This window comes from Geodermatophilus sp. SYSU D00705 (assembly GCF_054050135.1).
The window spans coordinates 185478-206533 of record NZ_JBJGYT010000002.1; the positions used below are offsets into that span (position 1 = coordinate 185478).

At 73.0% G+C, this 21056-nt stretch carries 25 protein-coding genes; 4 read left to right on the forward strand and 21 right to left on the reverse strand.

From position 1 onward, the window contains the following. Positions 1-12: 12 nt before the first annotated feature. The 21 genes from ACI78Q_RS02350 to ACI78Q_RS02450 form a co-directional block, all read right to left on the reverse strand. Positions 13-501, reverse strand: coding sequence for a flagellar basal body-associated FliL family protein (locus tag ACI78Q_RS02350; RefSeq protein ID WP_456921707.1), 489 nt, complete (start codon positions 499-501; stop codon positions 13-15). Then, on the reverse strand, positions 494-1393 hold the full coding sequence (locus tag ACI78Q_RS02355) for a flagellar motor protein MotB (RefSeq protein WP_456921708.1): 900 nt from the start codon (positions 1391-1393) through the stop codon (positions 494-496). Before ACI78Q_RS02355 ends, ACI78Q_RS02350 begins: the two co-directional genes overlap by 8 nt. After that, complete coding sequence (locus tag ACI78Q_RS02360) at positions 1390-2160, reverse strand: flagellar motor protein (protein ID WP_456921709.1); 771 nt, start codon at positions 2158-2160, stop codon at positions 1390-1392. The genes ACI78Q_RS02355 and ACI78Q_RS02360 overlap by 4 nt, the downstream gene beginning before the upstream one ends. Positions 2161-2163: 3 nt before the next feature. Continuing rightward, positions 2164-2448 (reverse strand): flagellar FlbD family protein, encoded by a 285-nt coding sequence (locus tag ACI78Q_RS02365; RefSeq protein WP_456921710.1) that lies wholly within the window; start codon positions 2446-2448, stop codon positions 2164-2166. A 318-nt stretch (positions 2449-2766) separates the two neighbouring features. After that, complete coding sequence (locus ACI78Q_RS02370) at positions 2767-4026, reverse strand: flagellar hook protein FlgE (RefSeq protein WP_456921711.1); 1260 nt, start codon at positions 4024-4026, stop codon at positions 2767-2769. Between the two features lie 53 nt (positions 4027-4079). Continuing rightward, a complete protein-coding gene (locus ACI78Q_RS02375) occupies positions 4080-4505 on the reverse strand; it encodes a flagellar hook capping FlgD N-terminal domain-containing protein (protein WP_456921712.1) in 426 nt (141 codons plus the stop codon). 19 nt (positions 4506-4524) lie between these two features. Then, positions 4525-5814: a flagellar hook-length control protein FliK gene (locus tag ACI78Q_RS02380; protein WP_456921713.1), complete on the reverse strand. Its 1290-nt coding sequence runs from the start codon at positions 5812-5814 to the stop codon at positions 4525-4527. Continuing rightward, positions 5811-6764 (reverse strand): NlpC/P60 family protein, encoded by a 954-nt coding sequence (locus ACI78Q_RS02385; RefSeq protein ID WP_456921714.1) that lies wholly within the window; start codon positions 6762-6764, stop codon positions 5811-5813. Before ACI78Q_RS02385 ends, ACI78Q_RS02380 begins: the two co-directional genes overlap by 4 nt. Then, positions 6752-7204: a flagellar export protein FliJ gene (locus ACI78Q_RS02390; RefSeq protein WP_456921715.1), complete on the reverse strand. Its 453-nt coding sequence runs from the start codon at positions 7202-7204 to the stop codon at positions 6752-6754. Before ACI78Q_RS02390 ends, ACI78Q_RS02385 begins: the two co-directional genes overlap by 13 nt. A gap of 19 nt (positions 7205-7223) precedes the next feature. Then, a complete protein-coding gene (locus ACI78Q_RS02395; RefSeq protein WP_456921716.1) occupies positions 7224-8531 on the reverse strand; it encodes a FliI/YscN family ATPase in 1308 nt (435 codons plus the stop codon). Then, entirely contained in the window at positions 8528-9283 is a 756-nt protein-coding gene (locus tag ACI78Q_RS02400; RefSeq protein ID WP_456921717.1) for a FliH/SctL family protein, read from the reverse strand. Before ACI78Q_RS02400 ends, ACI78Q_RS02395 begins: the two co-directional genes overlap by 4 nt. An 83-nt stretch (positions 9284-9366) precedes the next feature. Continuing rightward, the gene (gene fliG, locus ACI78Q_RS02405) at positions 9367-10464 is read right to left on the reverse strand and encodes a flagellar motor switch protein FliG (RefSeq protein ID WP_456921718.1); all 1098 of its coding nucleotides are present in this window, start codon (positions 10462-10464) and stop codon (positions 9367-9369) included. After that, positions 10461-12053: a flagellar basal-body MS-ring/collar protein FliF gene (gene fliF, locus ACI78Q_RS02410; RefSeq protein WP_456921719.1), complete on the reverse strand. Its 1593-nt coding sequence runs from the start codon at positions 12051-12053 to the stop codon at positions 10461-10463. The genes fliG and fliF overlap by 4 nt, the downstream gene beginning before the upstream one ends. Continuing rightward, complete coding sequence (gene fliE / locus ACI78Q_RS02415; protein ID WP_456921720.1) at positions 12053-12388, reverse strand: flagellar hook-basal body complex protein FliE; 336 nt, start codon at positions 12386-12388, stop codon at positions 12053-12055. Before fliE ends, fliF begins: the two co-directional genes overlap by 1 nt. After that, positions 12388-12786 carry a flagellar basal body rod protein FlgC gene (gene flgC / locus ACI78Q_RS02420; protein WP_456921721.1) on the reverse strand — a complete coding sequence of 133 codons (399 nt, stop codon included), beginning with the start codon at positions 12784-12786 and terminating at the stop codon, positions 12388-12390. The genes fliE and flgC overlap by 1 nt, the downstream gene beginning before the upstream one ends. Before the next feature lie 4 nt (positions 12787-12790). Then, positions 12791-13138, reverse strand: a complete 348-nt coding sequence (gene flgB, locus ACI78Q_RS02425) for a flagellar basal body rod protein FlgB (RefSeq protein ID WP_456921722.1) — start codon at positions 13136-13138, stop codon at positions 12791-12793. A gap of 309 nt (positions 13139-13447) precedes the next feature. Beyond that, positions 13448-13819 (reverse strand): hypothetical protein, encoded by a 372-nt coding sequence (locus tag ACI78Q_RS02430; RefSeq protein WP_456921723.1) that lies wholly within the window; start codon positions 13817-13819, stop codon positions 13448-13450. Next, positions 13816-14205: a flagellar export chaperone FliS gene (fliS, locus tag ACI78Q_RS02435; RefSeq protein ID WP_456921724.1), complete on the reverse strand. Its 390-nt coding sequence runs from the start codon at positions 14203-14205 to the stop codon at positions 13816-13818. The genes ACI78Q_RS02430 and fliS overlap by 4 nt, the downstream gene beginning before the upstream one ends. Before the next feature lie 52 nt (positions 14206-14257). Beyond that, on the reverse strand, positions 14258-15577 hold the full coding sequence (fliD, locus tag ACI78Q_RS02440; RefSeq protein ID WP_456921725.1) for a flagellar filament capping protein FliD: 1320 nt from the start codon (positions 15575-15577) through the stop codon (positions 14258-14260). 113 nt (positions 15578-15690) lie between these two features. Beyond that, on the reverse strand, positions 15691-16473 hold the full coding sequence (locus tag ACI78Q_RS02445) for a flagellin N-terminal helical domain-containing protein (protein WP_456921726.1): 783 nt from the start codon (positions 16471-16473) through the stop codon (positions 15691-15693). A 129-nt stretch (positions 16474-16602) separates the two neighbouring features. Beyond that, on the reverse strand, positions 16603-17571 hold the full coding sequence (locus ACI78Q_RS02450; protein WP_456921727.1) for a sigma-70 family RNA polymerase sigma factor: 969 nt from the start codon (positions 17569-17571) through the stop codon (positions 16603-16605). A 173-nt stretch (positions 17572-17744) separates the two neighbouring features. Between ACI78Q_RS02450 and ACI78Q_RS02455 the strand changes: the two genes are divergently transcribed. Genes ACI78Q_RS02455 through fliW form a run of 4 tightly spaced genes read left to right on the forward strand, consistent with a single transcriptional unit; the run spans position 17745 to position 20963 of the window. Then, a complete protein-coding gene (locus ACI78Q_RS02455; protein ID WP_456921728.1) occupies positions 17745-18230 on the forward strand; it encodes a flagellar protein FlgN in 486 nt (161 codons plus the stop codon). Beyond that, entirely contained in the window at positions 18227-19654 is a 1428-nt protein-coding gene (flgK, locus tag ACI78Q_RS02460) for a flagellar hook-associated protein FlgK (protein WP_456921729.1), read from the forward strand. Before ACI78Q_RS02455 ends, flgK begins: the two co-directional genes overlap by 4 nt. A 5-nt stretch (positions 19655-19659) precedes the next feature. Then, positions 19660-20562 (forward strand): flagellar hook-associated protein FlgL, encoded by a 903-nt coding sequence (gene flgL / locus ACI78Q_RS02465; protein ID WP_456921730.1) that lies wholly within the window; start codon positions 19660-19662, stop codon positions 20560-20562. 11 nt (positions 20563-20573) lie between these two features. Then, on the forward strand, positions 20574-20963 hold the full coding sequence (gene fliW, locus ACI78Q_RS02470) for a flagellar assembly protein FliW (RefSeq protein WP_456921731.1): 390 nt from the start codon (positions 20574-20576) through the stop codon (positions 20961-20963). Positions 20964-21056 lie beyond the last annotated feature (93 nt).

The following is a 21056-nucleotide window of genomic DNA, read 5'->3' on the forward strand; positions in this document are numbered from 1 at the left end:
CGGGTCAGCAGGTCACTGGGTGACGTACTCGGTGAGGTACACGTCCATGACCATCTCGTGGCCGTCGACGGTGTAGGCCTCGACGATCTTCTGCTCGAGGGCCTCCTTGAGCGCGTCCCGGGCACCGACGACGTCGGACGGCTGCGCCTGCGAGTAGGTGGAGATGACCAGGTCGAGGGCCTTGGAGCCGTCGACGCCGGAGCCCCCGTGGCCACCGCCGGCCGCGGACTCGGTCAGCTGCAGGGCGATGCCGACCTTCAGGTAGCCGCCCCCGGCGAGGTTCACCGCGATCGACTCCAGCGGCAGGACCTCCCCGGCCACCGGCTCCTCGGCCGCGGCCTCGCCGCTGCCGGCGAACAGGAAGTAGTACCCCGCCCCGGCCAGGACGAGCACCGCCACCAGGGCGATGACCAGGATCTTCTTCTTGCCGCCGCCCGTGGCCTCGCCGTCCTCGGGGGTCGCCGCCTTCTTGTCCTTCTTGTCCTTCTTGTCCTCAGCCATGGGTCTCCTCCTGGGACGTGCCGGCGGCCAGGCCGGGCAGCAGTTCGTTGGCCTCCGCAGAGGCGGTGGACAGGACGACGACGTCGACCCGCCGGTTGACGGTGATGGCCTCCGGGTCCGACGTCGGCACCAGCGGGCGGGTGTCCGAGTAGCCGTTGGCGGCCATGCGGTCCTGCGGGACGCCGTCGGCGGCCAGGGCGCGGACGACGGTGGTCGCGCGGTAGGCCGACAGCTCCCAGTTGGACGGCCACGGCCCGCCGGGGGTCACCGCCAGGTGGTTGGCGTGGCCCTCGACGCCGAGTTGGTTGGGCAGCTCGCGCAGGGCGGGGGCGATGGCGTCCAGGATCTCCCGGCCGTCGGGCCGCAGCTCGGCCTCCTCGGCGTCGAAGAGGACCTGGTCGGCGACGATGTGCACCACCAGGCCGCGCTCGTCGATCTCGAACCGGGCGGCACCCGCGTGGCCGGAGGCCTCGAGCGCGGTCTCGATCCGCTCGCGGGCGGCGGCCAGCGCGTCGTACTGGGCCTCGGCCTCGGCGGCGACCTGCTGCGACTCGGCCAGCGCGGCCTGGGCCGCGGCGGCGTCGACCTCGGCCTGCGGGACCGTCTGCTGCGGCGGGATGACCGAGGCGATGTCGATCGCGCCGGGCAGCCCGTCGAGCACGGAGCCGTCCGGGGAGGACGCCGGCATCACGCTGATCGGGCCGCCGAAGGCCTCGGACAGGCCGCTGGCCAGCGCGGCGAACTTCTCCTTGTCCACCTGGCTCATGGCGAAGAGCACCACGAACAGCACGAAGAGCAGGGTCAGCATGTCCGCGTAGGACACCATCCACCGCTCGTGGTTCTCGTGCTCCTCCTCCTCGTGCTTCTTCGGCCGGCGGCGGCCGGAACTCACGCCGCCTCCTTGGCGGCCTCACTCGGCGGCACGAGGGAGGTGAGCTTCTGGCGCACCGCGCGCGGGCTGGTGCCGGCCTGGATCTCGGCGATGCCCTCGACCAGCAGCTCCATCTGCGCCGCCTGCAGCTCGCTGACCCGCAGGATCTTGGCGCCCATGGGCAGGAACCAGAAGTTGGCGGCCATGACGCCCCACAGGGTGGCGACGAACGCCGAGGCGATCATCGGGCCGAGCGACGAGGGGTCGTCGAGGTTGGCCATGACGTTCATCAGACCGACGATGCAGCCGACGATGCCGATGGTCGGCGCGTAGCCGCCCATCGCGTTCATGAACTTGGCGGCGACCTTGTCCTCGGCCTTCTTGGCGGCGATCTCGCTCTCGAGGACGCCGCGCAGCTCCTCGGGGTCGGTGCCGTCGATGCCCATCTGCAGGCCGCGCTTGAGGAACGGGTCCTCGATCGCCTTGACCTGGGCCTCGAGCGCGAGCAGGCCCTCCTTGCGGGCCTTCTCGGCGAGGCTGACCAGCGTCTGGATCTGCTCGGTGGCCGGCGGGACCTTGCCCGGCATCAGCGCCATCTTGAACCAGCCGGGCATCTTCTTGAGGTCGGCCATCGTCTGGCTCGACATCGCCGCGCCGAACGTGGCCACGATGACCAGCACGATCGCGGGGAGGAACAGCAGCGAGGTCGGGTCGGAACCCTCCAGCACCATGAAGACCAGGAGGGCGACGAGCGAGACGACGAACCCGATCAGGGTGGCCGGATCCATGGGTCAGCGCTCCTCGCGGGCCGGGAAGGGGACGACGGCGGCGTCCCCGTCGTCCTCCGTCGTGTGCAGCGGCGAGCGGTAGGTGCCGCGGTCCATCTCGTAGGCCGTCGCGAGGATGCTGGCGCGGTACTCGCGGATCTCCACGAGCACCTCGTCCACGCTCTCCGACACGACGTACTTGGTGCCGTCGACCAGGAAGACGACGGTGTCGGGGTGGCCCTCGACCCGTTCGACGAGGTCGGGGTTGAGCGCGAACCGCTCTCCGTTCAGGCGCGTCACACGGATCACGGGTGGTCCTCTGGATCGATCGGAGGGGGACTGGGGGTGCTGTGGAGCGGCACCGCTCTGTGGTGGGTCATCGGCCCCGCGGGCGTGTGCCTTGAGCCGAACGGGTGGCCTCACCCCGCGGGGTGACCTGCGTGGACGCCCCCCGGACGGGCGACGGCCCGGCCCCTCGCGGAGGGACCGGGCCGCGGCGACGTGCTGGAACGGCCTCTCTGCAGGGCCCCGCGCTGAGCCTGCGAAGCGTGGGGGCAGAGAGCGGGAGGGCCCGCCTGCCCCGTCGCCCGCACGCTCGCGGCGGGGTCCTGCAGGCGGGCCGACGGACTAGCGCTTGAGGTTGACCAGGTCCTGCAGGATCTCGTCGGAGCTGGTGATGACGCGGCTGTTGGCCTGGAAGCCGCGCTGCGCGACGATCAGGCCGGTGAACTCCTCGGCCAGGTCGACGTTGGACATCTCCAGCGCGCCGGCGTTGAGGACGCCGCGGCCACCCGTGCCCGGCTGGCCGATCAGCGCCAGCCCGGAGTTGTTCGCGGGCCGGTAGGTGCTGCTGCCGGACTTCTCCAGACCGCCGGGGTTGGCGAAGGTGGCCAGCGCCAGCTGCCCGAGGACCTTGGTCTGCTGGTTGGAGAAGACCCCGGTGATCGTGCCGTCGTTGCCGAGGCTGAACGACTCCAGGACACCGGCGCTGTAGCCGTTCTGCTCGTCCGCCGCCACGGTCGTCGGGCTGCCGTACTGCGTCACGGCGGTGACGTCGATCGTCACCGGGCCGGTCCAGCCGGGCGGGAGGCTGTTCAGGGCGAAGGTCGTGGGACCGGTGAGGTTCCCGCTGCCGTCGAAGGTGAGCGCCACCGGGGCGGTCATGAGGTTGACCGGCGGCGCGGTGGTGGCCGGGGGCACCGGCGTGCCCGGCATGGTGACGTTGACCGTCCAGCCGGTGGCGCCCTTCTCGAAGGTGTAGGAGACGGGCACCTCCTCGCCGAGGTCGTTGTACATGGTGATCGACGTCTCGACCTTCTTGCCGGTCTCGGCGGCCGCGGAGAGGTTGCCCGTGACCGAGCCGCCGATCGCCGGCGCGGGGCCACCGGTCGCCTTGGGGGCGGTGCCCTGGCCGAAGGGGATCATCAGGTTCCCGATGCGGCCGTTCGCGTCGACGACCCCGTTCACGTCCGCCGTCCAGCCCTGCAGGATGCCGCCGCTGTCGGTCATCATGTTGCCCGCCGCGTCGAAGCCGAAGGAGCCCGAGCGGGTGAACAGCTGCTGGTTGCCCACCTGGACGACGAAGAAGCCGTCGCCCTCGATCATGAAGTCGGTGGCGCGGCCGGTGGTCTGCGTGGCGCCCTGGGCCCAGTTCGTGCTGATGCCGGCGACCTTGACGCCGAGGCCGACCTGCGCCGGGTTGCTGCCACCGGCCGAGTCGGTCGGCGCCCCGCCGGCCCGCAGCGTCTGGGACAGGGCGGCCTCGAAGACGGTCGACTGGCTCTTGTAGCCGACGGTGTTGACGTTGGCGATGTTGTTGCCCGTGACGTCCATCTTCGTCTGGTGGGCACGCAGACCGGAGATGGCCGAGAACATGGAACGCAGCATGGAGGGGGCTCCTCGGGTTCGACGCCGGCCCGCCTGGGGACCGGGCGGGCGGGTCAGGACGTGGTGGTCTGGGCGATCTCGGTGATGCGGCCCGTCTCGACGGCGGTGGAGCCGATCATCGCCACCGCGTCGGAGCTGCCCGTGCCGAGCCGCACGGAGGTGACGACGCCGGAGACGCTGGCCCCGGTCGTGTCGGTGTAGGTGACGGTCCGGCCGACGAGCGCGCCGGCGCTGCTGGACCGCTGCAGCGCGAGCAGCGACGCGTTCTGCTCGACCATCTGCTCGAGCTTCTCGACCTGACTGAAGGTCGCGGTCTGCGACATCATCTGGCTGCTGTCGGCCGGGTTGGACGGGTCCTGGTACCGCAGCTGGGCCACGAGGAGCTGGAGGAAGGTGTCCTTCCCCAGCTGGTCGGGCCGGTCGACCGTGGACGTCGGCGGGGGATAGGCCGCTGCGACGCCGCTGATTGCGTCGGGCATGGGTCTGCGTTCTCCGTTCTCAGACGCGGACGTCCACGCCGCGGGACGTGGAGGTCGGGGGAGCGGGGGCCGGGCGGCCCTCACCTGGCTCGGTGGCGCGCGCCCACGACCGCGGCCGGCCGTCGCCACGGTCCTGGCCGCCGGCCTGGTCCCGCCCGGTGTGCTGCTGGGCGGTGGTCCAGGTGCTGCCGGGATCGCGGTCGACGGAGGCGCTGGTGCAGGTCAGCCCGGCGCTCTGCAGGTCGCGGCGGAGGTCGGGGAGGGCGTCGAGGAGCGCGGCCCGCCCGGCCTCGGTCGCGCCGCGCAGGGTCAGGTCGACCGCGCCCTGCTGGAGGGTCACCTGCACCTCGACCTGGCCCAGCGTCTCCGGGGTCAGGACGACGGTCATGGTGTGCACGCCGTCGGGCGCGGTGCGCAGGACGGCGACGTGCCCCGCGACCTGGGTGGCCACCGGCGGCGCGGCGTCCGCGTCGGCCGCCGGCTGGACCACGGTCGTGACCGAGACCGGCGCGGGGCCGGCGGCCGCCGGGCTCGCCGCGCCCGGTGCCGCCGGGGCGGGGGAGTCCTCCCGCGGGCCGGCGCCGGTGCCGGTGTCCGCCGTCGTGCTGCCGGAGGGGGTCGCGGCGGGTGGGGCCGCCACGGCGCCCGCGGTCGGGGCCGGCGGTGTGTCCTCGGCCGCGGGTGCGGAGGCCGGCACGACGACGACCGGCAGGCCGGGCAGCGGGCCGGCGTCCTGTGGCGCGGCGGGGGAGCCGGCCGCGACGGGGCCGCCCGGCACCGGTGCGGTCGCGTCGGCCGCCGGTGCCGGGGTGGGGACCGTGCCGGTCGGCACCGTGCCGCCCGCGAGGGCGGACCCCGCGGGGGCGGCCGCGCCGGGCAGCACCGCCGCGGCCGCGACGGCACCGGGTCCGGCCGCGTCCGGCACGACCGCGCCGGGGACGACCGCGCCGTCCGCCACGACGGGGAGGCCGCCCGCTGGGAGGCCAGAGGTGGCGACGGCGCCGACGCCGGCGGTCCCTGCCGGGGTCGTGGGGGTGGCGGTCCCGTGCAGCAGCAGCCAGAGGCCCGGGGGCATCCCGGTCACCGGCGGCACGGTGCCGTCGGCAGGGGCCGCGTCGGCGGGTGCCGACGTCGTCCCCTCGTCGTCGGGGGTGCCCTCGGCCGGGGCCGCGTCGTCCCGGCCGCCGGGGTTGCCGGCGACCGCGTCGTCCAGGGCCGCGGCGAACTCCTGGCGGGAGGCCGGGTCGGCCGGCGACGAACCCGGGGTGGGCACCGCCGCGGGCGCGGCCGGCATCACGGGGGCTGTCATCGATAGGCCTCCGCCTTGCTCATCACGGACCGGACGTAGTTCTGCGTCTCGGGGTAGGGCGGGATGCCGCCGAAGCGGCTCACCGTCCCGGGGCCGGCGTTGTAGGCGGCCAGGCCCAGCTCGGTGGACCCGAACCGGTCGGTCAGCTGGCGCAGGTAGCGGGCGGCGCCGTCGACGGCGGACGCCGGGTCGAGCGCGTCGACCCCGAGCCCGGCGGCGGTGGCCGGCATGAACTGCATGAGGCCCTGGGCGCCGGCCGGGGAGACCGCCGAGGCGTCGAAGCCGGACTCGGTCGACGCGACCGCCGCGAGCAGCGCCGGGTCCACGCCGTACCGGTTGCCGGCCCGCGTGAACAGGTCGGCGTACGGAACGCCGGACAGCGCCGCGCCGGAGGACGCCGACGCCGTCGCCGCGGCCTGCTCGGGCAGCACCCGGCGGATGACGGTGGGGTTGCCCACCGACTGGACCTTGACCGTCTCGCCCTCCTGCGGCGCGGCGATCATCTTGCCGTCGCCGACGTAGATGCCGACGTGGTCGATGCCGGGGCGGCTGGAGGTGTGGTCGAAGAACACCAGGTCGCCGGGGCGCGCGTCGGCCAGCGAGGCGACGGCGGTGCCGGCGGTGGCCTGCTGCGAGGAGGTGCGGGGCAGGTCGATGCCCAGGTTGCCGAAGACCAGCTGGGTGAACCCGGAGCAGTCCAGGCCCTTCGACGGGTCCGTGCCGCCCCAGAAATAGGGGACGCCGAGGTACTTCTGCGCCTCGGTGACGACCGCCTGCTCCGAGGCGGTACCCGCCCGGCCGGCAGCGGGAGCCGTGGCCGATCCGGTGCCGGTGAGCCCGGCGGCGGAGGCCGCCGAGGCCCAGGCGCCGGCGGACGACGTCTGCACGGGCGCGGCGAAGCGGGCCTGGATCTCGCTGATCCGGCTCTGCACGGCGATCAGTCCGTCCACGGCACCTCCCCGGAGGGGGTGCGGCGGCCCGATCGGCCGGTCACGAGGTCGTCCACGGTCCTCTCCTCGGCAGCCTGCTCCGCGAGTCGCACCGTCTGGAGGTGACGTTCGCGCAACCGCTCCAGGCCCTTGGTCCGCTGCGCCGCCGCCGTCCAGGCCGCGCGCACCAGCGCGGCCTGCTCGGCGGAGGCGGTGGCCAGCGACCGCGCGGCCGCGGCGTCCTCGGCCGCGACCCGGGCGAGCACCATCGAGGCGCGGAAGACGCCGGAGCTCAGGGTGCCGGTCGGCACCGCGGCGGCGAGGGCGTCCTCCGCCTCGGTGGCCCGGCGGTCGGCGTCGGCGGCCGCGCGGGCGGCCTCGGCGGCGGCCAGCGCGGCCGCGCGCTCCTCGACCCGCCGGACCTCGAGCACCGGCTGCAGGCGGAACGCGCGCGCCTTCACCACGCCGCGGTCGGCGCGCTCACGCCGACCTCACGATCCGGTTCAGCCACGCCCACGACTCCTGCGCCGGCGTCAGCTCGCCGGTGGGCTGCTGCAGGAACGACTCGATCGCCGGCGCCAGGTGGCGCGCCCGGTCGACCAGCGGGTCGCTGCCGGCCTGGTAGGCGCCGATCTCGATGAGCTCCTTGACGTCGCGCAGCGCCCCCATCAGCCGCCGCACCTCGCGGGCGTCGGTCATCTGCGCCGGCGGGACGACCGCCCCGGCCACCCGGGAGATCGACTCGAGGACGTCGATGGCCGGGAAGTGGCCCGCGGTGGCGAGCTTGCGGGTCAGCACGATGTGGCCGTCGAGGATGGAGCGGGCGGTGTCCGCGATCGGCTCGTTGTGGTCGTCGCCGTCGACGAGCACCGTGTACAGGCCCGTGATGGAGCCCGTGGCGGCGGTACCGGCCTTCTCCAGCAGCTTGGGCATCATCGCGAAGACGCTCGGCGGGTAGCCGCGGGTGGCCGGCGGCTCGCCCGCGGAGAGCCCGACCTCGCGCTGGGCCATCGCCGTGCGGGTGATGGAGTCCATGAGCAGCAGGACGTCGCGGCCCTGGTCGCGGAAGCCCTCCGCGATGCGGGTGGCGACGAACGCGGCCTTGAGCCGCACCAGCGGCGGCTCGTCGGAGGTGGCGACGACGACGACCGTGCGCGCCATGCCCTCCGGCCCGAGGTTCTCCTCGAGGAACTCCTTCACCTCGCGGCCACGCTCGCCGATCAGCCCGATGACGCGGACGTCGGCGTCGGTGCCGCGGGTGATCTGGGCCAGCAGCGTGGACTTGCCCACGCCGGACCCGGCGAAGATGCCGAGCCGCTGGCCCTTGCCGCAGGGGACGAGGGTGTCCAGGGCGCGGACGCCGAAGGTCAGCGGCTCCTGCACGCGGCTGCGGGCCAGCGGGTGCGGGGTCTCGCTGGCCAGGTCGACGAACTCCAGGCCGGCGCCCAGCGGGGGGCCGCCGTCCACCGGCCGGCCGAGCCCGTCGAGGACCCGGCCGAGCAGTGCCTCGCCGACCGGCACCTGCAGCGGCATGCCAGTGGCGCGGACGGGGGCGCCGGAGTGCACGCCGGACAGCTCGCCGAGGGGCATGCAGGTCAGCCGGTCGCGGGTGACCGCGACGACCTCGCCGAGCAGGCCGCGCGGACCCGGGTTGACCTCCACGAGGTCGCCGACCGAGGCGACGATGCCCTCGACGGACAGCGTGAGGCCCATCGCCCCCACGACCTGGCCGGTGACCTGCGGCCGGGCCGCGGCCCGGGCCCGGTCGAGCAGCCCCGGACCGCTCACGGCGCCAGCACCGCCCGCACCCGCTCCAGCGCCGAGCCCAGCTGGGCGTCGACGCGGGACGGGCCGGTCTCGGCGACGGCGCCGGCCCGCTCCACCGAGAGGTCACCCACGACCCGCACCGTGGCGGGCAGCTCGGCGAGCGCCTCCGCGGGCAGCTCGGCGAGGTCGTCGGGGTGCAGCCGGACGACGACGGGCGCGTCGGCGGGGCAGAGGGTGAGCGCCCGCCGGACCGCGTCGAGGGCGGGGGAGTCGGCGATCGCCAGCTCCCGGCACAGCAGGTCCTCGACCAGGGTCAGCACGATGGAGATGACCGAGTCGCGGACGTCGTCGGCCACCGGGACGGCGGCCGCCTCCAACTGGGCCACCGCCGCTCCGAGGGCGGCGGTGGCCGACACCATGCGGCGCTCCCACCGCGCCTGCACCTCGGCCAGGCGCGCCTCGGCGGCCCGCTCGGCCTCCGCCACGACCGCACCGGCGGCCTGGACGCCCTCGGCGTGGCCGGCGGCGTAGCCCTCCCGGCGCGCGTGCTCCCGCAGCCGGGCCAACTCCTCGGCGTAGACGTCGCCCAGCCGGAAGGAGGCCCGGTTGGCCGGCACCGGCATGTCGGCGGCCCGCCGGATCGTCGTCCGGCGCTCGCCCACGGGCGGCGCCTCCCGCGGCGGCGGGACGGCGCTGCGGTACGGCGCGGCCGCGGCGGCCGAGGCCCCCCGCAGCAGCGACGTCTCCCTGGGGGAGTTGTCAGGCGAGGCCATGGCGTGCCTCCGCGCCGCGGTCCGCTCCTCGCTCGCCGGCGCTCATCGCGCTGACCTCGACGGCCCCTGGACGGGGTCCTCGCTCACGCGACGAACTCATCGTCCCCGCCGCGCGAGATCGTCAGCACGCCCTGCTCCTCGAGCGTGCGGATGACACCGACGACCTTGCCCTGGGCCTCCTCCACGGTCCGCGTGCGGACCGGGCCGAGCAGCTCGATCTCCTCGGCGAGGTTCTCCGCGGCACGCTCGGAGAGGTTGCGGACCACCTTGTCCCGGACGTCGGGGCGGACGCCCTTGAGCGCGGTGGCCAGGTCGTTGGCCTCCACCTCGCGCAGCACCAGCTGCAGCGACCGGTCGTCGATGGACACGATGTCCTCGAACACGAACATCTGGGCCCGCACCTGGTCGGCCAGGTCCGGGTCGGTGCTCTGCAGCCACTCGAGGATCGACCGCTCGGTCGGTCGCGGCGAGCGGTTGATGATCTCCACGAGCGTCTCGACGCCGCCGACGGTGCTCATGTCCTGGTGCGCCAGCAGCGACCCCATGCGCCGGCCGAGCTCCTCCTCGACCAGGCGGACCATCTCGGGAGAGGTCCGGTCCATGGTCGCGATCCGGTGGGCGACCGCGGCCTGCTGCTCCGGGGCGAACCCGGACAGCACCTCGGCCGACTGCGCCGGCGTCAGGTGGGCGAGGACCAGCGCGATCGTCTGCGGGTGCTCGTCCTTGAGGAACGTCACCAGCTGACGGACGTCGGCGTTGCGCAGCGAGGAGAACGGCACCTCGGAGTAGACGACGTTGAGCCGGGACAGGATGCCCTCGGCCTTGTCCTCGCCGAGCCCCGCGGCCAGGATCTCGCGGGCGAAGTCGATGCCGCCGCGCCCCACGAAGCGCTGGGCGGTCATCAGGTGGTGGAACTCCTCGAGGACGCCGTCGACGTCGTCGGGCTCCACCGTGCCGAGCTTCATGAGCTCGCGGGTGATCTGCTCGACCTCCCGCGGGCGCATCTTGGACAGCAGCGCGCCGGCCTCGTCCTTGGACAGCTGAGCGATGAACACCGCGGCCTTGCGCAGGCCCGGCATGGCGACCGGCTGCCGCACGGCCGGCAGCCGCACGGCCGGCAGGACGGCGGTCGGGTCGGCCGGGGTCATCCCGACCATCTGCTCCACGCTGGCGAGGGTCATGACCGCTTCCCGCTCCCGCTCTCGCTCAGCCAGCCGCGCAGCATCGCTGCGACCTCGTCCGGCTTCTCACTGACCATGCTGGCGATCTCCCCCCGCACCCGTTGCCGCTCGGCGGCCTCGAGCTCGGCCTGGGCGTTGTCGACCGGGATCTCCCGGGTGCTCTCGATCCGGATCCGGTCGAGCTCGGCGAGCACGTCGTCGGGCAGGGCGAGGTCCTCGTAGTCCTCGTCGTCCGCCCGGTTGCGGCGCGACCGCAGCCAGACGATGAGCACCAGCAGGGCGATGCCCAGCGCGATGCCACCGGTCTTGACCATCGACCAGAGCTGGGCCTGCTCCTCGGCGGCCTGCACGGCCTCCAGTTCGGCGGCGGCCTGGTCGGCGGCGGTCGTGTCGAACGCCATCGAGGCCACGGTGATGTCGTCGCCGCGGGCGGTGTCCAGCCCGACGGCGTTGCCGATGAGGTCCTCGACCTGGTTCTGGTTCAGGTTGCCCGCGACCGCCTGGTCCATGACCACAGAGACGGTCAGCCGGTTGATCGCACCCGGCGCGCCCTGGACGGTCTCGACGGTCTCGCCGACGGCGTTGTTCGAGGTGGTCGACTCCTTGCTGTACGTGGAGTCGCCGTCGGTGCCGGCGTCGGCGGTGTTCTCCGGGCCCAGCACGCCGCCGACGGTGGCGCCCGTGCCGCTGTACTCCTCGGTGCTGGTGCTCTCCGAGACCGGCGGCGTGCCCTCCTCGTAGGTGTAGGTCTTGGAGGTGGTGTCCCGCTGGCTGAGGTCGAGGTCCGCGCGCACGGACACCTGGGCGTTGCCCGGGCCGAGCACCCGGTCGAGGATGACCTGCGCGTTGCCGGCCAGGCGGTCCTCGTACTCCTGCTCCAGCTGGGACCGGGCGTCGCCGGCGGCGGCGGTCACGCCCTGGCCGGGCGCCGAGAGCACCTGGCCGGTGGAGTCGGCGACGGTGACCTGGTCGGGGTCCATGCCCTCGATGCTCGAGGAGACCAGGTTGGTGACCGCCTGGACCTGCCCGCCGGACAGCGTCGTGCCGGGCGCGAGGTCCAGCAGCACGGAGGCTGTGGGCTCCTTCTCGTCGGAGACGAAGACCTCGTCCTCGGGGAGCGCCACGTGCACCACCGCCGAGCGGACGCCCTCCAGCGCCTCCAGCGTCTTGGCCAGCTCCCCCTCGAGGGCGCGCTGGTAGGACACCTGCTGCTGGAACTCGCTGGTGGTGATGCCCTGCTCCTCGAGCAGCGCGTACCCGGTGTCGGAGCCGGCGGGCAGGCCCTTGCCGCTCATCGACAGCCGCAGGTCGTAGACCTGGTCGTTGGCGACCATGATCGTGCCGCCGCCGTCGGCGAGCTCGTAGGCGACGCCGGACGCGTTGAGCTCGTCGACGATCGCGGACGCGTCGGTCGACGCGAGGTTGGAGAACAGCGGTGCCATCGTCGGTGCGGTCGTCCACCGGACGAAGAAGAACCCGCCGAGGAGCAGCCCGGCAGCCAGCAGGCCGATGACGACCTTCTGGCCGAGGCTGATCGTGGACAGCGTGGAGCGGATGCGCTCCAGCGGTCCGGCGAGGGCGGGGGGCATCAGACCGGCATCCTCATGATCTCGGAGAAGGCCTCAACGGCCTTGTTCTTGACGGTCACGACCATCTCGGTCGCCAACTTCGCCTCGTTCGCGGCGATCATGTAGTCGTGCACGTCCCGCAGGTCGCCGGTGGCGGCCTGGGTGGCCAGCGCGTCGGACGCCGACTGGGTCGACTGCAGCTGGTCCAGCGCGGTGGCCAGGACGTCGGCGAAGCCGGTGCCCGTGGCGGACTGCGTGCCGGTGGTCGCCTCGGTGGCGGCTCCGACGTCCGCGACCGACCCGACGGCGGGGATGGACACGGCGGGGAACGAGATGGCCCCGATCGGCGAGGTCATCAGTTCTTCCCGAGCTGCAGGGCGGCCTGGTAGGCGTTCGTCGCCCGCTCGATGGTCGCGAGGTTCGCCTGGTAGCCGCGCTGGGCCATGATCAGGTTGGTCATCTGCTCCGACAGGTCGATGTCGGGGTACTTCACGTAGCCGTCGGCGTCCGCGAGCGGGTGGTCCGGCTCGTACACCAGCCGGCCCTCGGCGCTGCCGAACTCGGCGCGGGCCGTGCGGACGCCGCCCTCGCCGGAGCCGTAGTCGACGGCCTGGGCGACGATGAAGCGCTCCTGGAACGCGTCCTCGTCGGTCGTCGTGACCGTGTTCAGGTTGGAGATGTTGTCCGAGACGGCGTCCAGCCACTTCCGGTGCGCGAGCATCCCGGAGCCGGCGACGTTGAGGGCGTCGAACATCCCGTCACGCCGTCCGCAGGGCCGTGCGCAGGGTGCTGTACTTGCCGTCCAGCGCATTCAGGGCCAGCTGGTACCGCAGCCCGGTCTCCGTGGCGATCAGCGTCTCGCTGTCGAGCTTCACGTTGTTGCCGTTCGTGTTGGTCGGCTCCAGGGACCGCGCGACCGTGCTGCCGCCGATCGTCGGCGCCGCACCGCTGCTGAGCTGGCTGCGCAGGCTGGACTCGAAGTCGACGCGGCCGGCGAGGAAGCCGGGCGTGTTGACGTTCGCGATGTTGTCGGCGGTGACGCGCTGCCGCTGGGACAGCCCGCTCAGTGCGGCGTGCAGCGTCGTCGCGGTGACGTCGCCGATCATCGGGCGGTCGCCACGTGGGCAGGGCAGGACACGATCGGCCTCCGGGTACGCGGAAGAGACACTCGCGAACGAGTGGGGGGTCCGCCGATCCGTGGCGAGGTTGTGCTGTCCGTGCCCCTGTTCCATCGGCATCCCGCGCCCCAGACATGACCAGATGTCGCCCGCGGGAGTGGCCGCAGTTGGCAGATGGTGTGTGCGGGACGGATGTGACTGCTGGGAGTGGGCAGCCGTCCGCGGGTCCCGGCAACGCGAACGCCCCCGCGGCGCCGGGAGGCGCCGCGGGGGCGGGGGAGTGCGGGGGTGCGGTCTCTAGAGGGCTCGGTCGATGAAGGAGGCGACCGGCCGGGGCGGGCCGTAGGACATCCGGGCGGCGACGTCGCGCTGCCGGCGGGACTGGATGATCCGCTCGACCAGCTCCTCGGCGACGGCCAGTTGGTGCTGCAGCAGCCGGGCGGCACGCTCGCGGAGCTCGTCGGGGAGCGGGCCGAGCCCGGAGGGCGGGATCCAGTCCTTCGCCCGTCGGCCCCAGGCGGCGATCTCCTCGGCCCGGTCCTCGGACACGTCGGCGGCCGCCATCGTGGTCTCGGCGGCGAGGACCTCACCCTCCAGCTCGTCGAGGACGGTCGCCCAGTCGGTGGCCCCCCGGTCGCCGCCGGCCGCCGGGGGACGGGGCGGGGTCATGCGGGGGTCGCGGCGAGGGACGCGGCGGCCTGCCGCCACGCGTCGCGGAGGGGCTCCACGATCTGGCGGCAGGAGGCGACCCGGTTGCGGTCGTGCTTGACGGTGGCGGTGGTCAGCTCGGTGATCAGCCAGGTGTAGAGCGCGGCCAGCCGGGGGCCGCCCTCCCAGACCTCGACGCGCAGGCTCGTGCGCAGCTCGAAGACGATGTCCTGGGCGTGGCGGAGCTGGTTGCCCGCCTCCTCGCGGTCGCCGGCGACCAGCGCGTTCTCGGCACGCTCGAGGTCCAGGGCCAGGCGGTCGTAGAGCATGACCAGCAGCTGCTGGGGCGAGGCGGTGGCGACCGAGTCGCCCAGGTAACGGGCACGCAGGGCGGCGGCTGCACTCATGGGAAGAGGACTCCTGGTTCAGGGGACGGAACGGGGGAGCGGCGGAGCGTGGTCAGTCCGAGGAGGTCGACCACTTGGGCAGGGAGGAGAGCTGGGAGGACAGCCACGAGGACTGGTTCTGCAGCGAGCTCAGCGCGGTCTCCATGGCGGTGAACTGCCGCGTCAAGGTCGCCCGGCGCAACTCCAGCCGCCGGTCCCAGTCCTCGATCCGCTTCTGGAGGTCTTTGGACTGGGCGTCCTGGGTCTCGGTTCGCTTCATCAGCGAGCCAGTCGTCGAGTCGGTGGCGTCCTTGGCCAGCTTCAGCAGCCGCTGGGCGATCCCCGGGACGGCGGCGGTGCCGTTGACCAGCCTCTGGCTGAGCTCCGGGGTGGCCTGAAGGGCGGCCTTGAACGTGTCCGCGTTGAAGACGATGCTGCCGTATCGGTCCAGCTGGAGACCGGCCGCGGCCGCCGAGCCGTCGTCGCCGATAGCGGAGGCCACCGCGTCGAGCACGTCGTTGGCCAGACCCCGCAGGGTGCTGTCGCCCTTGAGCACGGCGAGGGGGCTCCCGCTCGTGGTGCTCGTGTACAGCGAGATCGTGGTCAGGACGTCGTTGGCGGCTTTGACCAGCCCCTGGACGCCGGTGGCGACCGCTTCCGGGTCGCTGGTGACGCTGACGGTGACAGGGCCGCCGGTCTGAGTGACGCTCAGCGTGGTCCCGGGCAGCGCGTTGGTGAAGGTGTTGGTCGGCGATTTTACGTCGTATCCGACCGTGCCGTTGCCAACGGTCAGTCGCGCGTCGGTGCCGGTGGAGAACGCCTGGAAGCCGGCGCCCATAGAGAACCGGGAGCCGTCACCGGTCGCGGTGGAGGTGAGCTGCAAGCGGAATCCGGTGGTCGTGCTGACCGCGAGGGCAGTCACGCCCTTGGCCTGACCGTTGATGGCCGAGACGACGTCGGCCAAGGTGGCGCTCGCGGGGAGGCTGATCGCCTGTGACGTACCCGTGGCGGTGTTCGTGATCGTCACGGGCAGTGTCAGGTCGTAGGTGTCGGTGGGCGCCGCCCAGCTCTTGTCGCTGAGGATCGCGTGGTTTGCGGCGAGGGACGCGACGGTGAACGTGAGGGAGCCGGCGGTGGCCCCAGCAGTAGCGGTGGCGGTCACGCCGCCGCCGGAGCTGGTGGCCTTCACCGCGCCCCAGGTGGTGGCCTTGGTGAGCGCCTCGGCGGCGGTGCGCAGCGCATCGAACTTGGTGTTGACGGCGCGGTAGGCGTCGGCGTCGGCCTTGCTCGCGGTGAGCTTCTGCCTGAGCAGCGTCTGTGGGTTCGCCTCGACCGCCATCAGCTGGTCGATGAGGGAGGCGGTGTCCATGCCCGAGACGAGACCGACGTTCATGCCTGCCACGGTCGGTTCCTCCGGGGTGTGCGTACGGGGGGTGGAGAAGCCGGTGAGGGGGGAGGCCGAGGGCCTCCCCCCTCACCGGGTGGTGCTCAGGTGGTGCGACTCGATCAGCCCAGGAGCTTGAGGATGCCCTGCGAGGCCTGGTTGGCCTGCGCCAGCATCGCCGTACCGGCCTGGCTGAGGATCTGGGTCCGGGAGAAGTTGGTCATCTCCTGGGCCATGTCCGTGTCCCGGATCCGCGACTCGGCCGCGGACAGGTTCTCGATCGAGGTGTTCAGGTTGTTGATGGTGTGCTCGAACCGGTTCTGGATAGCACCCAGATTCGCGCGAGCCGTCGACACGGTGGTGATGGCGCCCTGAACGGTGTTGCTGTCGGTGATCACGGCAGCGCTGACGTCCACCGCCGCCAGCGAGACGGCGATGGTGTCGGCGCTGTCGTAGCCGACCTGGAACGTCGCGGTCGCTGCGGCAGTGGGGAACAGCTCAACACCGTTGAACTTGGTGTTGGTCTGAATGCGACCGATCTCAGTGGTCAGTGCGGTGAACTCGGCCGCAAGAGCCGCCTGAGAATTCGGGTTCTGGGTGCCGTTCTTGTGCTGCACCGCCAGGTCGTTCATGCGCTGCAGCATCGAGTGCACCTCGGTGAGGGCACCTTCCGCGGTCTGGACGACGGAGATGCCGTCCTGCGCGTTGCGGGCGGCGACCTTGAGGCCACCGATCTGCGAGCGCAGGCCCTCGGAGATGGCCAGGCCGGCCGCGTCGTCGGCAGCGCGGTTGATCCGGAAGCCCGAGGAGAGCTTCTCCAGCGACTTGCCCATCTGGCCGTCGGTGACGGACAGATTGCGGTAGGCGTTCATCGCCGCGATGTTGGTGTTGACGCTCAGACCCATGGTGTTCCTCCTTGGAAAGGGGTCTCACTGGTTCACCCGCTGCATCCGTGCTGCGAGCCTTGCCTCCTTGGTTACGGCTGGGACCGGCCGGACCTTGAGGCGAGTCGAAGGGTTTTTCTCGTCGCTGCCTCAGGCGGGGCGGGCGGTGGCCCGCGCGGCCTCGGCCCAGGGGTTGCGGTGGGCCGGCGGCGGCGCCGCGGTGCGGTGGGCGGGCACCGCCGCCGCAGGCCGGGGGGAGGGGAGCGGCGGGGCGTTGCGCCCGGCGACGCGGTCGACGTAGGAGCGCTGCTGGTTGCGGGCGCGGACGCCCCCGTCGGCCGGCACGGCCCGGCCCTCCCACAGTTCGCTCATGGCCGCGTGCAGCAGGGTGAGTGCGCGGGCGCGCATCTGGGAGACGCGCGACAGGGTGACGCCGAGGTCGGCGGCGATGTCGGTGAGCGACTCCCCACCGAAGAAGTTGCGCTCCACGACCTCGTCGAGCCGGTCGGGCAGCGCCCGGATCGCCTCGTGCAGGTAGCGGCTGCGCTCGCTGCGCAGCAGCGCCCGCTCGGGGGACTCGCCGGTGTCGGGCAGGTCGAGGGAGCCGCCGTCGGGCCCGCTGTCGGCGTCGATGCTCACCATCACCGCGCGGTGGACGTCGACCTGCAGCGAGTCCAGCTCCCTGGTGGCCATGCCGAGGCTGGCGGCGAGCTCCTCGCGGGTCGGTGGCCGGCCCAGCGACATGGCCAGGGCGTCCGCGGCGGCGTCGGTGCGCCGGGCGGCGGCCCGCACGCTGCGGCTGGCCCAGTCCCCGGAGCGCAGCTCGTCCAGGACCGCGCCCTGCAGGCGGGCCAGGGCGTACGTGGCGAAGGAGGCGCCCGCCGACGGGTCGAACCGGCGCGCCACCTCGACCAGCGCCACCCGGGCGCAGGAGAGCAGGTCCTCGCGGCTGACGTGGCTGGGCAGCGAGATGCGTGAGGCCACGGCGTTGACGGCGAACGCGGCCAGCGGCAGGTGCTCGGTCACGAGGGTGTCGACGTCCCGGGCGGGGAGGTCCCCGGCGGCGGGGGGCCGCGGGGCAGGGATCCGCTCGGACGCCAGGGCACGCGGTGGTCTCACGTCCCCTTCCTCGGCAGGCCGGGAGGCGAACGGGACCTGGTGCCCGAGGAATCCGTGTCGACTTGAGGACCTCGGCTTGAGGGGGCACGCCCCGGTGCCGATGGCAGTTGCTGAGAACCCGCTGGCAGCACCGAGGTCTGGCAGCCGGGGAGAGCGGAAGGACGGTGAGGGACGTGGACTACCAGCACCTGTCGACGTTGCTCTGGCGGGAACAGGAGCTGCTGGACCTGCTCCTGTTCAAGGCGGAGGAGAAGCAGTACCTGATCGTCACGGGCAAGACGCGCTGGCTGTCGCGCATCGCCCACGAGATCGAGGTCGTCCTCGACCAGCTGCGCACCCTCGAGGTGGAGCGCGCTGCCGCCACCGAGGTCATCGCCGCGCGCCTGGGTGTGGGTGCCAATCCGTCACTGCGCAAGCTCGCCGAGGCCGCCCCCGCGCCGTGGAACGACCTGTTCGGCAAGCACCACGAGGCGCTCCTGGTGCTGGTCACCGAGCTGCGCAGCCTGTCCGACGCCAACCGCGAGCTGATCGCGGGCGGCCTGGCCGCCATCGGGGACGCCCTGCTGTCGGTCAAGGCTCCCTCGGCCGGCACCTACGGCTCCACCGGCCGCAGCGACGAGCGGGCGCACCGCGCGGTCACCCTGGACGGAGCACTGTGAGTTCGTTCTCGGGTCTGAACGCTGCGACGACGGCGCTGTGGGCCGCGCAGCGCGGTCTCGACGTCGTCGGGCAGAACGTCGCCAACGTCAACACCGAGGGCTACTCCCGCCAGCGGGTGTCGCTGCAGGCGATGGGCGGCACCGCCGTCCCCGCCATCTACTCGGTGAGCGACGCCGTCGGCTCGGGCGTCGACTCCGACACGATCATCCGCATCCGGGACGCGTTCCTCGAGGGGCGCGGGCAGGTCGAGTCGGCGCGCACGGCGAGCCTCACGGTCTCCGACGACGTCCTCACCCAGGTGCAGACGGCGTTCCGTGAGCCGGGCGAGAGCGGCGTCCAGAGCATGCTGGCCGACGTGTGGGCCGGGTTCAGCGACCTGGTGAACAACCCGACCGAGCCGGCCGCGCGCAGCCAGGTGCTGGAGCGGCTGGACATCCTGGCCGGCGGCCTGCGCACCACCAGCGCGTCGCTGGACCAGCAGTGGACCCAGACCCGCGACAACCTGCAGGCGCTGGTCGCGGAGGTGAACTCCACCGCGGCGTCGATCGCCGAGCTGAACGCGTCGATCCAGGCGGCCGGCAACCTCGGTCTGCCGGTCAACGAGCTGAGCGACCGCCGTGACGGGCTGGTCCTCTCGCTGGCCAAGCAGGTCGGCGGCACGGCCGTCCCCGACGACGACGGCATGGTGAAGGTCCTCGTGGGCGGCACCACCGTGGTGTCGGGTGGCCGGGCCATCACGGTGCAGGCCGTCGGGGCGGCCGGTCTGGCCGGAGTGGGCTCCGGGGACGACCCGCGCGTCGTCACCGTCCCGGGCGGCACGACGGTGGCCCTTGGGGGCACCGGCGGCGGTCAGCTCCAGGCGCTGACGACGACGATCCCGAAGTACAGCCGGGAGCTCGACGCCGTCGCCCGCCAGCTGGTCACCGCGCTCAACGGCGTGCAGACCACCGGCTACGACACGGCGGGCGCGCCGGGCGAGCCGCTCATGGACGACGGTGCCGGGGGCACGGGTGCCACGGTGACCGCCGGCAACATCTCGCTCCGGCTCACCGACCCGGCGAAGCTCGCCGCGGCCTCGGTGCGGCCCGCTGACCTGGGTGGCGCGGTCTCCGGCGACGGCATCAACGCCGACCGGTTCGCCCAGCTCGGCCTGGCCGCCAACGGCGTCGACGTCAACTACCGGGCCCTCGTCGTCGCCCTGGGCGTGGAGGCCTCCGTGGCCGCCCGCGACCTGAAGGTGCAGACGGTGATCTCCACGCAGGTGGACGCGGCGCGGGAGTCGGTGTCGGGCGTCAACCTCGACGAGGAGATGACCTCCATGCTGTCGTTCCAGCACGCCTACAACGCCGCGGCCCGCATGGTCACCGCGATCGACGAGGCCCTGGACAAGCTCATCAACGGCACCGGCGTCGTGGGGCGCTGATCCTGATGCGCATCACCCACCGGGCCGTCACCCAGACCGCCCTCAACGGCCTCAACAGCAACCTGTCGGCGGTGAACAAGCTGCAGCAGCAGCTGACGTCGGGCAGGCAGATCAGCATGCCGTCGGACTCGCCGACCGGCACCAACAAGGCCATGCAGGTCCGCCAGGAGCAGAGCGCGACCACGCAGTACGCGCGCAACATCTCCGACGGCAAGACCTGGCTCGACGCCACCGACAGTGCCCTGAGCTCGGTCATGAGCCAGGTGCAGCGGGTCCGGAACCTGACCGTGCAGGCCATGAACACCGGCAGCATGTCGGAGACCTCGCGCGAGGCCATCAGCGCCGAGATCGTCGCGCTGCGCGAGAGCCTGCTCGGCATCGCCAACCAGACCATCGCCGGCCGGCCGATCTTCGGTGGCGTGACGACCGGGAGCCGGGCCTACGACACGGCGACCGGCGGCTACGTCGGCGTCGACGGCACCGCGCTGGTACCCGAGGTGGTCGTGCGCCGCCGCATCTCGAGCACCGAGGAGGTGAGGATCGACGTGACCGGCCCCGAGGTGTTCGGCCCCCCCGGCGGTGACCTGTTCGGTCTGGTCGGGAACGTCGCGGACCACGTGACCAGCGACCCGTCCGCGCTGGGGGCCGACCTGACCGCCCTGGACGTCGCGATCGACCGGCTGCTCAGCGCGACCTCGACGATCGGCGCCCGGTCGGCCCGCCTGGAGGCCGCCGGTCAGGTGAACTCCGACCTGCAGCTGACGCTGAAGACCCAGCTGGCATCGGTCGAGGACATCGACATGCCCAAGACGATCATGGAGCTCAACCAGCAGCAGGTCGGCTACGAGGCGGCGCTGCAGGCCACGGCCAAGGTCATCCAGCCCACCCTGCTGGACTTCCTGCGATGACGCTGTCCGCGGTGGCGACGCTCCCCCTGCTGTCGCTCACCGAGGCGCTGCCCGGCTTCCCGGGGCACCGTGACTACGTGCTGGTCACGGCGGACGGCGACGGCCGGCTGTTCTGGCTGCAGTCGATGGCGCCCGAGGGGCCGCGGTTCCTCGCCATCGACCCGGGCATGTACTTCCCGGGGTACGCGCCGGTGCTGCCCCGGTCGGTGCGCGCCGACCTGGAGCTCGCCGACCCGACGGAGGCCCGCGTGTACTGCCTCGTGACGGTCCCGGCCGAGGGGCCGGCGGCGGCCACGGCGAACCTGCGGGCCCCGATCGTGGTCAACCCGGCGAACTGGCGGGCCACCCAGGTGGTCCTGCCGGACTCCACCCATCCGATCCGGCGTCCCCTGCGCCGATAACTGAGGAGGGCGGCGCACCGCCCGGGGCCCGGACGGCGCCCGGCGGTCCCGCCCGGCACCACCGCCAAGGACGGCTCCCACACACACCCATGG